Raw genomic sequence first — 13,623 nt, 5'->3', positions numbered from 1 at the left:
CGGTAGTGGAGGATGTTGGCGTCGTTGGCGGCCAGTTCAAGTATCTATTTAGTTGTGAATGGTTTGTGTTTGTGTGAGTTGGGCACCAGCGGTGGGTTGGCCGAGTAGACGCGGTCCACGTCGGTGTAGATCTCGCAGACGTCTGCGGCCAGGGCTGCGGCCAACGCGACTGCGGGGGTGTCTGAACCTCCGCGGCCCATGGTGGTGATGTTGTTGTCCTCGCGGGACATGCCCTGGAATCCGGCGACGATGGCGACCATGCCGCGGTCCAGTGCCCGACGCACGCGGGACGGGGCAACCTCGACGATGCGGGCGCGACCATGGATGGCATCGGTGAACATGCCGGCCTGGGAACCGGTGAAGGAGACGGCGTTGCCGCCCTTGGATTCGATGGCCATGGCCAACAGCGCCATGGAGATGCGCTCACCGGACGAGAGCAGCATGTCCATCTCACGTGCGGGGCCTGCCTTGGTGACCTGGTCTGCCAGGTCCAGCAGCTCGTCGGTGGTGTCACCCATGGCGGAGACCACCACCACGACGTCGTTGCCGGCGTTGCGTGTTTCCAGGACGCGGGCGGCGACGCGGTTGATGCCCTCGGCGTCGGCGACGGAAGAACCGCCGAACTTCTGGACGATGAGGCTCATGAGTTCAAGGGCTCCCGCCACGTGAACTGGAACTGGACTGTGGCGCGCGAGCTCGATCGCAGCACACCGAACATGAGTCTATGCGGGTGCGAGGATCCCCCGGCGTTCTGTGACGGTCAGATTTCGTCGACGTCGACGTCGGGAAGTCGACGCCAGTATGCCGGTGATGCCCCGACGTCAGTCGGGGCATCACCGGCGCGTGACGGGGTGGCATCAGGCAAGTACCGCCGTCGGGCATTGATGCGCAGCTCAGGCGACGCGGGTTCCGACGCTGAGTCGTTTGGCCGGTGTGGTCAGCTTGCGGCGTCCCATGAGCACCACGAAACCGGTCAGGACCAGCTGCGCTCCGATGCCGATGGGCCACACCGGAGCCTGCCCTGCCAAGTCTGCGCTGGGCCGGATCTTGCCCTCCAAACAGACCACCTGAGCTTGCGGGCCGGCCTGCATCACCCTCACGCCGTAGCGGATCATGCTCAGAGGGGCATCGGCATATTCGGTGTCATCGCTGACCCAGTCGTCTTCGACGGAACGGACTGTGTGGATACCGGGGGCGCCGAGGTCGGCCACCAGCACCACGGGGTTGGCGGCGAGCAGCCACGTGAAGCTCTGAGTGGCCGGTGCCTTGTACGTGCTCACCTCGTCCGCGCAGTAGTACTCGTCCACGCCATCGGGCCAGTCTCCCTCTCCGTCCCATGACTCCTGGATGTGTTCCGCAGCAGGGGTGGGCAGCTGGTCGGATTCCCGGATCGTGGTGGTGATGGTGGCCGCCGCGATTCCGGTGGTGATCAGTGTGCCGATCCCCAGGAAGGCCACGAGCAGGTACGTGCTCAGGATGGCGAAGACGGGGCGGGAGGTCCAGGCGGAGACGCCCACTCCGATCCAGGTGAGGATAGCCAGCTCCAAGGCGACCGCCAGCAACATCAGCAGGCTCGGACCCCACCGCAGTCCGGGCTGGAACGCTGCGATGGCCAGCGACGGAACGGAGACCACCAGGAAGCTCAGGGATGAAACCCAGGCGGCCAACCACTTGCCGACCATGATCTGGCCAGGCGTCACGAGCGTGGACTGCACCACTGCGAGGGTGCCGCCGGAACGGTCGCCGCTGATGGAGTTCGCCGCGAAGGCCGGAGCCACGAGCGAGCCCAAGATCAGGACGGTGATCAGGACCAGTTCGAATTGAAGCTGACCATCTCCGGATTCGGGGTTGGAGAAGTCCAGTGAGGCCCCGACGCCGAGGGTGATGGCCAGGATGACCACGAACCAGACGCCGAGGATCCAATAGAAGCCGCGGCTGCGAAGGCGTTGTCGGAACTCCATGGAGAAGATGGTTCCCACGCCTGAGAACCAGGGAAGGCGTGTGGCCTTGTTCATCGCTGCTCCTCCGTCGTGGTGGCGGGGTTGGGGGCGTCGGTTGCGTCTGGCCCATGCCCGACGGGCGGGTGCCCGCCCTTGGTCCGGTAGGTTCCCTTGCTCCGGTGGGGGCCTACTGCACGCAGATAGGTTTCTTCGAGTGCGCCGGAGGCCGGCGCGAAGGTGACGATCGGGACGTCGGCCTCGATCAGGCTGCGCAGCAGCGCGGCCGCTGCAGCGTCGCTGTTCAAGGACACGGTCAGTGCCTCACGGCGGGTGTCGGGGTCCACACCATAGGTCATGCCGAGCGAAGTGAGCGCGGAACGCAGCGCCGCGGGGTCGAGGGCGCGAAGTGACCAGGTGCGGTCGGAGGCGTCGGCCTCCGTGAGGGATTGCTCGCGAACGGTTTTCCCGTCGCGGACTATCACCACGTGGTCGGAGAATTCGTCGAGTTCGCCGAGATCGTGGGAGGAGACGAGGACGGTGCGGCCCTCCTGCGCAAACCCACGCAAGAGGGAACGCAGGCGTAGCCGTGAATCAGGGTCAAGACCGGAGGCGGGCTCGTCGAGAATCAGGACCGAGGGATCGTGCACCAGCGCGCGGGCCAGCGACAATCTCTGCTGCTGGCCGCGGGAGAGCACCCGGGCGGGACGCTGCGCGAACTCTTGCAGCCCCACGAGTTCAAGGAGTTCCTGGGTTCGGGTCTGGGCGGCGCTGCGGTCCACGCCGTAGAGCCTGGCCACGGAGTTCAGGATCTCGGACGTGGTCAGGGTTTCCCAGACGCCCAGGGTGTCTGGCATCCATCCGAGTTCACGCCGGGCCGCGCGGGGATCGTTAGCGAGATTGACTCCGTTGATGCTGATGGATCCGGCGTCCGGCGCCAACAGGCCTGCCAGCATGAGCATGAGGGTGGTCTTGCCGGACCCGTTGGGGCCCACTAGGGCCGTGACGGCGCCGCGAGGGGCGGACAGGGTCATACCTGATACCGCGTGGACGGGGCCAAAGGATCGAGTGAGGTCGGTGGCAACGATGCCGCCTGGTGGGGAGGTCATACCTTGAATCTAGGAGTCAGCGCAGACTCATGGCGTCATGCCCTGGTATGAGTCGGAGCCCGAACCGGTATGACTTCCGGGAGTCCCGCCCCTCCGTCCTCCCGTTCGCGGCGTCCGGAACGCCGTCTGCTCAGCCCACCAGCGAGCGGCGTCCCTCGAAGGCTCGACCCAACGTGACCTCGTCGGCGTATTCCAGGTCGCCGCCCACGGGAAGGCCGGAGGCCAACCGGGTGACCGAGATCCCCAGAGTCTTGAGCGTCCGGGCCAGGTAGGTGGCCGTGGCCTCGCCCTCCAGGTTGGGGTCGGTGGCGATGATGATCTCCTGGATGCGCTCGTCCGAGAGTCGGGTTAGCAGCTCTCGGATGTGCAGCTGATCGGGACCGATGCCTGCCATCGGATTGATGGAGCCGCCCAGCACGTGGTACCTGCCGCGGTAGCTGCGGGTGCGCTCGATGACCATGATGTCCTTGGACTCCTCCACGACGCAGAGGACGGAGGGGTCGCGGCGCTCGTCCAGGCAGATGGGGCAGCGCTCGTTCTCGGTGATGTTGAAGCAGATCTCGCAGAAGTGGACCTTGGTCTTCACGTCCGTGATGGCCTGAGCCAGGCGTTCCATGTCAGCCGGGTCGGCCTCGAGGATGTGGAACGCGATGCGTTGGGCGGACTTGGGCCCTACGCCGGGCAGCCGCCCGAGTTCGTCCATGAGGTCCTGGACCGCGCCCTCGTACACGTCGTGTCCTCCTTCATGGGTCTTCGTTGCCGCGTTTCACGCGTTCGCGTTGATTCTACGAGGTGGGGCTGCCGCTTTGGTCGGGTTCCTCTGACAGCGTCGAGGTAGTCCCCGAATCAGCGGTGGTGCGTGATGGGCTGCCCGTTGCTGTCCAGCTCCTCGATGAGGGTCGCGTCCAGTAGCCGTTCGAAGGCCTGACGACCGAACGTCGTGGAGTTCTCCAGTTCCTCGTCATCGTCGCTCGGGACGAAATTCTCAGCATCCTCCATCGGCGCTGGGGCGGCATGAGGCGCGGCCTCCCACGGCTGCCGGCTGGACTTGGCCTGAGCCATGAGCCGTTGATAGCGGCTCAGTTTGCCGGTAGGCGCAGGCGGGGTGGCTTCTGTGCCCGACGGCGCGGAGGCACCTTCCGCGGTGTCCGCTGACCAGCCGTTGCGTGGGGGAGTGGCCCAGCCACGCGTGGCACCGGGGACCGGTGCAGCCGGAGCCTCTGCGCCCGACGGCGCGGACCCAGGTCTTGGTGCCGCCGGCGCCTCGGTCCTGGGCGCAGGCCCGGGCGCACCGGGGCGTGGAGCGGCCGGGACCTCGGGACGCGAAGCGGCGGGCACTTCGGGACGAGGAGCGGCGGGTGTGTCCGCACGCTGCACAGTGGGCTTGGGTGCTGCCGGGGACTCGTCTGCAGTCGGAGTGGTAGCTGCCGGGGACGGGGCCGAATCGGGCGCCGGGACCGTTGACGACGGAGCGGGCGAGGCGCTCTCGGAGTCCTGATGTGAGGTGGGAGCCTGACCGGCCGTAGGTTCCTGGCGTGAGGAACGGCTCGGAGCCAGGGCATAGGCCGGGTCCTCGGGCTCGGGACCATAGGAATCCTCGTCCCACGGCTCCTCCAGGTCCACGATCAGGCTCGGGTCGATGGGGCGCCCATGGAACGTGGGCCCGTTGGTCGCCGGCGCCTGGACCGGTGCGGGAGTGGGAACCGAGGCAGGGTTCGTCGGCGAAACTGTCGACTGCGCCGATTCTGGTGAGGACGCGGATTCGGCCGATGCCGCCGACACTCCGGAAGCCACCGAAGCCGCCGAAGCCGCTGATGTCGCCGACGGTGCGGACCCCGGAGAGGGCGCGGACGCCGGAGAAGGAGCCGAACCGGGTGAGGGCGCCGAACCGGGTGAGGGCGCCGAACCTCCGGACGGTGCAGAGGGGGCTGAACTGCCTGATGGCGCAGGGGTGTCCACGGCGGCGCGGGCGGGTGCCGTAGCCGTATCGGTTACAGGTGGTGCTGCCTGGGTCGGGGCGGCCGGGGCAGTCCGGCCTTCAGCTTTTGGGCCGGGTTCACCTCGTCCAGGGAAGGACCCTTGGCCTCCCTCGGTGACCTCGATCTGGGGGCTCACGCCCAGGACGTCCTGGATGCTGGAACGCACCAGATCCAGGGCGTCGGGCCGTGACCGGAAGGCCTTCATGGGACCCGGATGTGCAAACGCGAGAACCAGGGTCTGGCCGTCGAACCCTGCCACGGACACGTGCGGTTCCACCATGGACCACACGAATCGACGTGCGTTCTTCAGGTGGTCCATGATCTGCGGCCAGGCCCTGCGGAACATCTCCACGGAACCGGAGCCGCCCTCCGGATGCGGAACGTGCGCCTGCTCGGGTTGTTGCGGGCGTTCTGGCTGCTGCTGCGGCGCAGCCTGGGCAGCGGGCTGCCGCGGTGCCGGGCCAGGTGCCTGAGCCGCTGACGGAGCGACGCGCTGTTGGGCGGCGGGAGCAGACTGGGCGCTCTGCCGCGGCTCCTGCACGGCCCCCCATGTGTTCTGCGGCCCGGAGGACTGCGGAACTGTGGGTTGGGGTTCTGCCGCGTGAGGGCCAGGGGCGGCCGGGGAGGGCGACGACTGAGTACCCGCTTGTTGAGCTTCCGCTTCCTGGGCGGCAAGAACTTCGGGATCGTCCGCGGCGAGTTCCGCGGGCTCGAACTCATCGTCGTTGTCAGCGGCAGCGGCGAGTTCGTCCGCAGTGGGAACGAAATCCGCTACGACGCCGGACGCGCCGGAGCCGGCGTCGTGGTCTGGTTGAGGCGTGGGGCGCGCGGCCTCATGGTGTTCCGCCTCCGACCGCTGCGCAGCGGACGTCTCCGATGACCGGTTGGCCTCTTCCGCCAGACGACGGGCCTCGGCCTCGAGCGCGTCCAGATCCACGGGTCCCTCGGGGACCGGATCGTCGGTGGGGTGTGGCTTGGGCGGAGGCGTCGGTAGCGTCGACGCCGAGACCATGCCCGGCATGGACGGCAGGTTGGGGACCGACGGGCGCGGAGCCGCAGGGGCCTCCGTCGAGGGCGTGGGCGCAGCAGAGGCCGGAGCCACCGGCGAAGCCGACGCAGCCGCAGGCGACGGCGCGGCCGGTGCCTGGGTGCCACGAGACGGCGCTTCATGGGACTGCGCCTCAGCGGACTGCGGCGCACTCGTCTGAGGCGTAGTGGCGCTCTGCTCGCCGCGGGCGGCGCGCAAGGCCTGGCGTGCGGCCGCGGCACCGGTGGGGCCGGAGGTCCAACCCTGGCCACCGCTACCGGCCTGACCCGAACTTGCCGCGGGTGCCGCGGCGTCCCGAACGGGTGCCGGGGACGCGGCGTCGGGCAGTGCGGAACCGGCCTCCACTGGGGCCCCGCCGAAGCGGAGATTGCGTTCGATGCGGTCCACCCGCGAGGCGAGGCCGCGCTCGGTGTCGTCTGCGGAGGGCAGCAGAAGTCGCGCGCACAGTAGCTCCAGGTGTAGGCGCGGGCTGGTGGCGCCGGTCATTTCGGAGAGGGCGGCGTTGGTGACGTCTCCCCAACGTGAGAGTTCGGACGGGCCGAGTGGCGCGGCCTGAGCGGCCATGCGCTCCACCTGATCCTGCGGGACTCCGTGCAACACGGTGGCGGCGTCGGGGACGGCGCGCACCACGATCAGATCGCGGAAGCGTTCCAGGAGGTCCTCGACGAAGCGGCGCGGGTCCAGGCCGGACTGGATGACTCGATCCACGGCGCCGAACACCGTGGCGGCGTCACGCGCGGCGAGGGCGTCCACGACGTCGTCCAGGAGTTCTCCGTGTGTGTACCCCAGCAGCGAGACGGCCAGGTCGTAGGACATTCCCTCCTGGCCGGCGCCGGCCATGAGCTGGTCCAGGACGGAGAGGGTGTCGCGCACGGACCCACCACCGGCGCGGACCACGAGCGGCAACACGCCGGGTGCCACCTGCACGTGCTCCTCGTCGCAGAGCTTCTGCGCATAGGCGATCATGGGCTCCGGCGGGACCAGCCGGAACGGGTAGTGGTGCGTGCGGGAGCGGATGGTGCCGATGACCTTTTCCGGCTCGGTGGTCGCGAAGATGAACTTGATGTGTTCCGGCGGCTCCTCCACGATCTTCAGCAGGGCGTTGAAGCCGGCCGACGTGACCATGTGGGCCTCATCGATGATGAAGATCTTGTAGCGGTCGCGGGCGGGAGCGAAGGTGGCGCGCTCACGCAGGTCGCGTGCGTCGTCCACACCGCCGTGGGAGGCGGCATCGATCTCGATGACGTCGAGCGAACCGGGGCCGCCGGTGGCCAGATCCAAGCAGGACGGGCATTGTCCGCACGGCGTGGGCGTTGGGCCCTGCTCGCAGTTGAGACAACGGGCCAGGATGCGGGCGGAAGTGGTCTTGCCGCAGCCGCGCGGGCCGGAGAAGAGGTAGGCGTGATTGACGCGGTTCTTCTGCAGCGCAGTGCGCAGCGGGATCGTGACATGGTCCTGCCCGATGACGTCCTCGAAGGTGTCTGGACGGTAACGGCGATACAGGGCGGTAGTCACCGGACCAGCCTACCGATCTACGGCCCGGCCTGCAGACGGTGTGTGACCTGGCTGTGGATGACACGCCGACGTCACGGCGCGTGAATCCGGAGATTCTGCCCAGCCGAGCCACGGATCGATCAAGTGGATCCCGGTCGCTTCGAAGTCCTTGGTGTTCTGGTCGCCGGTGTCGCGCCGCCGACCTCGTGTCCGATCCTTCTCAGGCAGATGCCGAGCCCGACGTGTTGTTGAGCGTGTAGGCCGCTTGGAGGATCGAACGCACCTCGGCCTCTAGGCGGTGTCTAAGAGTCGGACAAGAAAGAACGGCGGTATCTGGCGGGAGGAAGCGGTGTAGGCGGAGCTTTGCAGGAGACTTAGGCGGAGGATTGCAGACACTCCAGGCGGAGGATTGCAGACACTCCAGGCGGAGCTTTGCAGGCTCTGACCAGGGCCCATATATAACTCGCGATGATGGAGCCATCACCAAGAACAACTTCCGCTGATGGACCCAGCTGGGCAGCATGGATGAGATCGGCGTCATTTCGACGCCACGCGCACCCCAGAACGTCAACGGAGACGACCATGCCCCCAGAATCCTCGCAGGCCACTCTTGCGCCGCCCTCACCCACCAAAAACAAGGGCGTGACCCGAGGTGGGGCCACCGAGTTCCGCGATGGCTGGAGCGTCCTGGTCTTCGCCACCCTCGGCGCGGCGCTGGGTTTCAGTAGCCTCGGCAACATCCTGGGCACCCTCGTGGTCCCGCTGCAGCAGGAATTCGGGTGGAGCCGCGGGGACATCACCTTGTCCTCGCTTGTCTCCTCCCTCGGCATGGCCATCGCCCTGCCCTTCATGGGCCGGCTCCTTGACCGCTTCGGCGTCAAGCCCGTCGCCTGGATCTCCATCCCCCTCTTCGCCGCGGTGCTGCTCACCCTGAGCCGCTTCGACGCGACGCTGCTCTGGTTCCTGACCCTGTATGCGCTCGCCGGAATCATCGGCGTCGGTACCTCTGCCGTGACCTACACCAAGGCCATCGTGGAACGTTTCCACGTCCGCCGTGGCCTGGCACTGGGCATCATGGCGATGGGCCTCGGCGGTTCCGCTCTGCTGATGCCCATGTTGATGGGCGTGGTCGTCAACGCCTTCGGCTGGCGCGGCGGCTACCTCACGGTGGGCCTGCTGGCCCTGACACCGCTGCTGGTCCTGCCCTTCGCTCGTTGGATGGTTCGCGGCAGAGTCCTGCCCGACGCCGACGGCGCGGCTCGCGCCGCCCCCGGCCATACGTCGTCGGGCACCTCGGTGAAGGTGCCTGCGGCACCTTTGCTCCCTGGCCCCACCGTGGGTGAGGTGGTGCGTGGCAAGGAGTTCTGGATGCTGTGCGCAGCCTTCTTCGTGCTGGGCTGGGCGCTGCTGACGCTGGTTCCGCACTTCGTCCCGATGCTGATCGACTCCGGTGTGAACCCTGTGCTTGCCGCGTCGTTGTCCTCTCTGGTGGGTGTGGGTACCGTGATCGGCCGGCCCCTGGTGGGCTGGGCCTTGGACCGATTCCGCCCCACCACCGTGGCCGTGCCGCTGTTCCTGGCCGCCGCGCTGGGCTGCCTGCTGCTGCTCTGGGGTGGCCCGTCACTGGCACCGGTGACCGCGATCCTGGTGGGACTCGGCTTCGGCGCCGAGATCGACCTCATGTCCTATCTGTCCTCGCGCTATCTGGGGCAGCGGGCCTTCGGGACGCTCTACAGCTTCGTGTACTCGTCCTTCATGGTTGGTTCCGCTCTGGGTCCCGTATGCGCCGGCTACCTGTTCGACGCCCAGGTCAGCTATTCCACGCCGTTGATCCTGGCTACCGGCTTCCTGGTGATCGGCTCCGTGATCCTGCTGGTCATGCCGAAGCCACCAGCCGCCATGTCCACACCCACACCTGCTCAGGAGGAGAATCACTGATCATGGACAAGACGTACTCGACCGCGGCGGAAGCCGTGGCGGACATTCCCTCTGGGGCGTCCCTGGCCGTGGGCGGCTTCGGGCTCTCCGGCAATCCCATTCAGCTGATCGACGCGGTGCTTGCATCGGGGCCCACCGACCTCTCCGTGGTCTCCAACAACTGCGGCGTGGACGGCTGGGGACTCGGCGTGCTGCTCAACGCGGGCCGCATCGCGAAGATCTCAGCCTCCTACGTGGGGGAGAACAAGGAGTTCGCCCGGCAGTACCTGGAGGGTGAACTCGAGGTGGAGCTGATGCCTCAGGGCACCCTCGCCGAGAAGCTGCGGGCCGGTGGTTCCGGGATCGCCGCGTTCTTCACGCGCACCGGCACCGGGACGCAGGTGGCTCTGGGTGGTTTGCCGCAGAGGTATGACTCAGAGGGAAACGTCGTGAAGGCCTCCGAACCCAAGGAAGTGCGTAGTTTTGCGTTGGGCGGGGAAGAACACGACTACGTGCTGGAGGAATCCATCGTCACCGACTACGCGCTGGTTCATGCCGCCGTGGGTGACCGTCACGGCAACCTGGTCTTCAATGAGGCTGCCCGGCAGTTCTCTCCGGCAGCGGCGATGGCGGGCAAGGTCTGTATCGCCCAGGTGGAGAAGCTCGTGGAACCGGGAGAGATCGACCCGGATGACGTGCACCTGCCTGGCGTCTTCGTCCACCGCATCATCGAGGTGGGTACGGATATCGAGAAGCGGATCGAGAAGCGCACCGTCCGGGTTCGCGAAACGGGCGACGGACCGGCGGACGCCGGCCACGCGTCGTCGGGCACTGCGGACGGCACTGCGAAGAAGGAGGCCTGAGATGAGCTGGAATCGTGATCAGATGGCCGCCCGCGCGGCGCTTGAACTGAACAACGGCGAATACGTGAACCTCGGGATCGGGCTGCCGACCAAGGTGCCGAACTTCCTGCCGGAGGGCCGCACCGTGGTGCTGCAGTCGGAGAACGGCATCCTCGGTGTAGGTCCGTATCCGTACGAGGAGGACGTGGATCCTGACCTCATCAACGCGGGCAAGGAGACGGTCACTGTGCTCCCGGGCGCGAGCTTCTTCGATTCGTCGCTGTCCTTCGGGATGATCCGCGGCGGCAAGATCGACGCCGCGATCCTGGGCGGCATGCAGGTCTCCGCAACCGGGGACCTGGCCAACTGGATGATCCCCGGCAAGATGGTGAAGGGGCCGGGTGGTGCCATGGACCTGGTGCACGGAGCCGGGCGGGTGATCGTGCTGATGGAGCACGTGGCCAAGGACGGCTCGCCCAAGATCCTGCCGGAGTGCACGCTGCCACTGACCGGTGCGGGGGTGGTGAATCGGATCATCACGGACCTGGCGGTCATCGACGTGACGCCGGAGGGCCTGAAACTCGTGGAGGTGGCGCCCGGCGTCACCGAGGACCACGTGCGGGAGGCCACGGCCGCGCCGCTTCTCTAAGTGTGCGTACCGGCTGATCGGGACGGGCTCGCCAGCAACGTAACGCTCGACCCCGGGGGCCGACCATCGTGTGTGGCCGGCCCTTCGGGGGCGAGCTGAGTGGGCGGGGTCCGTTCAGGTCAGTCCACCGGGGAGACCCGGATGAGATTGCCGTCGGGGTCGGTGATCACGAACGTGCGGCCGAAGACCTCGTCGTGCGGCTCCTCCGCAACATGGACTCCCTTGGAAACCCAACTCGTGAAGGTCTCGTCAACTACGGACGCCGGTCCCGGCACCATCAGCCCGACCTCGCATGTGCGAGGGGTGCTCGGATCCGCGTGCTCGCTGCGTCCTGTCCACAGCGCGAACAGGACGCCGGGGGCAACCTCGAAAGCCACGTAGCGGGGGCTTGTGAAGGTTGGTTCGATCTCGAACAGGTCGCTGTAGAAGGCCGTGGCGTCTTCAGCATCGCGGACGTAGATCAGGAACAAGTTGGGGGCGGGCATAGTGCGCTCCTCAGGTCGTTGGGTTCTCGGTGCAGCACCAGTTGACCGTCTAATCACGACAGAACCTGTCACCTTTTCTGCGAAGATTGGTCGGCATGAAGGCTTCGAGACTGCTGCACCTCTTGTTGCTCGTGCAGACACGTCAGCGCATTACCACCACCGAACTCGCCGGTCGCTTGGAGGTGTCCCGGCGGACGGTACTTCGGGATGTCGAGGCGCTCTCGGCAGCGGGGGTGCCTGTTTATGCCGAACGGGGCCGGAGCGGTGGGATCGTCCTGCTCCCCGGTGTACGGCTCAACGCATCCCATCTGGAGCCTCGAGAGCTGGAGGCCCTCTCGGTTGCCGGTTTGGACAGCGCGCAACTTGAGAGTCTGGGGCTGTCTGCGGAGCATGAGACGGCCGCACGTAAGATCGCCGCCCGCCAGACCGCAGCCCTCGAGTCCCCGGGTCTGCCACGGCTGTCAGACTTGGTCCTGGTGGACAGCAACGCGTGGCTTGCCAACTCAAACGCTGAAGTGGACGTAGCTGATCTAGCATCGGCGCTGCGACTCCGACGCCGGATGCGCATCCAATACCGGCGCAGCGCCGAGAGGAAGGCCTCGACGCTGGTGGTCGACCCGTATGGCATCGTGGCGAAATCGAGCCGTTGGTACCTCATCGCCGATGACCAGGGGGCCGGCCGGCTGTTTGCTCTGGAACGGCTCTCGGCCTACGAAACCCTCGACGCACCAGCCGCCCTCCGTTCAGATCAGACCCTCCGCACCGTGTGGGATGACCTGAAAGAACGCACCGAAACGCCAGGTCGCGTGAGTGTGAAAGTCCGCCTCCGGGAGAACCGTCTCGACCTGGCACGGCGCATCCTCGGTACCCGCATCCACGAGATCTCCAAAGCGGAAAGCGGCTGGTGCACGGTCGTCATCCGCTACCCCAACATCGAGTCAGTGCGTCAGCTCCTCCAATTCGGCGACCACATCGAGATACTCACCCCAAAGACAGCCCGCGAACGCATCCGTCAGCTCGCCAGGGATCTCGCCGAAAGACACTCGGCCCCTGCCCCATGACTGGCAGACGGCCTGCCCAGCCGTCAATTCCTATCCCCGGTCACTACATCTAGGCCCCCTCGGCGATGCGGCGGAGCAGGTCCCGCGTGCGCTGCCGGTCTGCGCGGTCCAGCGGGGCCAGCAGCGTCTGCTGCAAGGCCGCGGCACCCTTCGCGAGCTCGGCGTGCGTGGCCTGACCGGACTCGGTGAGGAGCACCAGGCGTCGCCGCGCGTCGTCCGGGTCCGGGCGACGTTCAAGCAGTGACTGACTCACGAGTTTGGTGACCAGGTGTGAGGTGGAGGAGCGGTCGATGCCGGCCACCTGCCCCAACTGCACCTGGGAGGCGCCGTTCGGCCCGGCTGCGCCCGCCGCGTTCAGCAGGGCGAACTGCTGCGAGGTCCACTGTGTGGACACCTCCTCGGTCCACAACTGCAGGTGTCGCTGCTGCGCGCGGCGCAGCAGGTGCCCGGGACGTCGCGCGGAGTATCCAGTGTCCGACGTCGCGTGCCCGGCGTCCGCTGCATCGTCGCCGCCGGCCGCCTCCGCCGTGTCGACGTCGGTCCCGGCGTTCAGGCCGGCCAGCAGCGACCAGCGTGGCAACAACCACTCCTGTTCCGCGTCGGTGAGTGGCCTCATGAGCTCCACTTGAACTCGGTCCACGAGCGGGGAACACCAGGTGATGGCGGCAGCCGCGGGTGGCGTCAAGCTCAGAACCTGACGGCGGCGGTCGGTACTGGACTTCGCGGAGATCAACCACCCTTGATCGCCCAAGCGGGACACCATCTCAGTGGTGGTGGAACGGTCGATCCCGGCAAGTCGACCCGCGCTGACCTGGTCCGGCTCCAAGCCACGAGAAGTCAGGGTGGCGCATGCTTCCAGGAGGACGTACTGCGTGGAGGACAGGGCCTGGCCAACGATCTGCGTCCAGAGTTGGACGTGTCGCTGCTGGGCCAGACGCAGCTGGTGTCCGGTCATGGTGTCGATGTCGAACCCTGCCATGTCCCTCCTCTGTTCGTCGTCTTCATCAGGATGCGGCGGTCGCCGTGGAACACTCCGCGTCCTGATTATTCTGCATGGTTGGCCTGTTACCTCTGGAACCCGTTCACAAAGTGGTCTATGCTG

The 13,623-nt window shown here is 67.0% G+C and carries 10 protein-coding genes and 1 pseudogene; 4 read left to right on the top strand and 7 right to left on the bottom strand.

The window, feature by feature from the left end:
• Positions 1–47 precede the first annotated feature (47 nt).
• The 5 genes and pseudogenes from Q0A15_RS11180 to Q0A15_RS11160 all read right to left on the bottom strand — a co-directional run.
• Positions 48–644, bottom strand: a pseudogene (locus Q0A15_RS11180) (aspartate kinase); the annotation flags it as partial.
• Between the two features lie 249 nt (positions 645–893).
• Positions 894–2,015, bottom strand: coding sequence for an ABC transporter permease (locus Q0A15_RS11175; RefSeq protein WP_291279606.1), 1,122 nt, complete (start codon positions 2,013–2,015; stop codon positions 894–896).
• Positions 2,012–3,046 (bottom strand): ABC transporter ATP-binding protein, encoded by a 1,035-nt coding sequence (locus Q0A15_RS11170; protein WP_291279605.1) that lies wholly within the window; start codon positions 3,044–3,046, stop codon positions 2,012–2,014. Before Q0A15_RS11170 ends, Q0A15_RS11175 begins: the two co-directional genes overlap by 4 nt.
• A gap of 130 nt (positions 3,047–3,176) precedes the next feature.
• Positions 3,177–3,776, bottom strand: a complete 600-nt coding sequence (gene recR / locus Q0A15_RS11165) for a recombination mediator RecR (RefSeq protein ID WP_291279604.1) — start codon at positions 3,774–3,776, stop codon at positions 3,177–3,179.
• A gap of 116 nt (positions 3,777–3,892) precedes the next feature.
• Positions 3,893–7,588, bottom strand: a complete 3,696-nt coding sequence (locus tag Q0A15_RS11160) for a DNA polymerase III subunit gamma and tau (RefSeq protein ID WP_291279603.1) — start codon at positions 7,586–7,588, stop codon at positions 3,893–3,895.
• A 561-nt stretch (positions 7,589–8,149) separates the two neighbouring features.
• Between Q0A15_RS11160 and Q0A15_RS11155 the strand changes: the two genes are divergently transcribed.
• Genes Q0A15_RS11155 through Q0A15_RS11145 form a run of 3 tightly spaced genes read left to right on the top strand, consistent with a single transcriptional unit; the run spans position 8,150 to position 10,975 of the window.
• On the top strand, positions 8,150–9,505 hold the full coding sequence (locus Q0A15_RS11155; protein ID WP_291279602.1) for an MFS transporter: 1,356 nt from the start codon (positions 8,150–8,152) through the stop codon (positions 9,503–9,505).
• Positions 9,505–10,347 carry a CoA transferase subunit A gene (locus tag Q0A15_RS11150; RefSeq protein ID WP_291279607.1) on the top strand — a complete coding sequence of 281 codons (843 nt, stop codon included), beginning with the start codon at positions 9,505–9,507 and terminating at the stop codon, positions 10,345–10,347. Before Q0A15_RS11155 ends, Q0A15_RS11150 begins: the two co-directional genes overlap by 1 nt.
• A 1-nt stretch (position 10,348) precedes the next feature.
• Positions 10,349–10,975: a CoA transferase subunit B gene (locus Q0A15_RS11145; RefSeq protein WP_291279601.1), complete on the top strand. Its 627-nt coding sequence runs from the start codon at positions 10,349–10,351 to the stop codon at positions 10,973–10,975.
• Between the two features lie 119 nt (positions 10,976–11,094).
• Here the strand turns inward: Q0A15_RS11145 and Q0A15_RS11140 are convergent, their stop codons facing one another.
• The gene (locus Q0A15_RS11140; RefSeq protein WP_291279600.1) at positions 11,095–11,460 is read right to left on the bottom strand and encodes a VOC family protein; all 366 of its coding nucleotides are present in this window, start codon (positions 11,458–11,460) and stop codon (positions 11,095–11,097) included.
• Positions 11,461–11,555: 95 nt separating this feature from the next.
• Between Q0A15_RS11140 and Q0A15_RS11135 the strand changes: the two genes are divergently transcribed.
• Positions 11,556–12,521, top strand: coding sequence for a YafY family protein (locus Q0A15_RS11135; RefSeq protein ID WP_291279599.1), 966 nt, complete (start codon positions 11,556–11,558; stop codon positions 12,519–12,521).
• A 49-nt stretch (positions 12,522–12,570) separates the two neighbouring features.
• Here the strand turns inward: Q0A15_RS11135 and Q0A15_RS11130 are convergent, their stop codons facing one another.
• Positions 12,571–13,500 carry a MarR family winged helix-turn-helix transcriptional regulator gene (locus tag Q0A15_RS11130; RefSeq protein WP_291279598.1) on the bottom strand — a complete coding sequence of 310 codons (930 nt, stop codon included), beginning with the start codon at positions 13,498–13,500 and terminating at the stop codon, positions 12,571–12,573.
• Positions 13,501–13,623 lie beyond the last annotated feature (123 nt).

The organism is Galactobacter sp. (assembly GCF_022712295.1).
Lineage (GTDB): Bacteria > Actinomycetota > Actinomycetes > Actinomycetales > Micrococcaceae > Galactobacter.
Note: the sequence above shows the minus strand (reverse complement) of the source record. Positions and strands in the feature narration are given on the sequence as shown.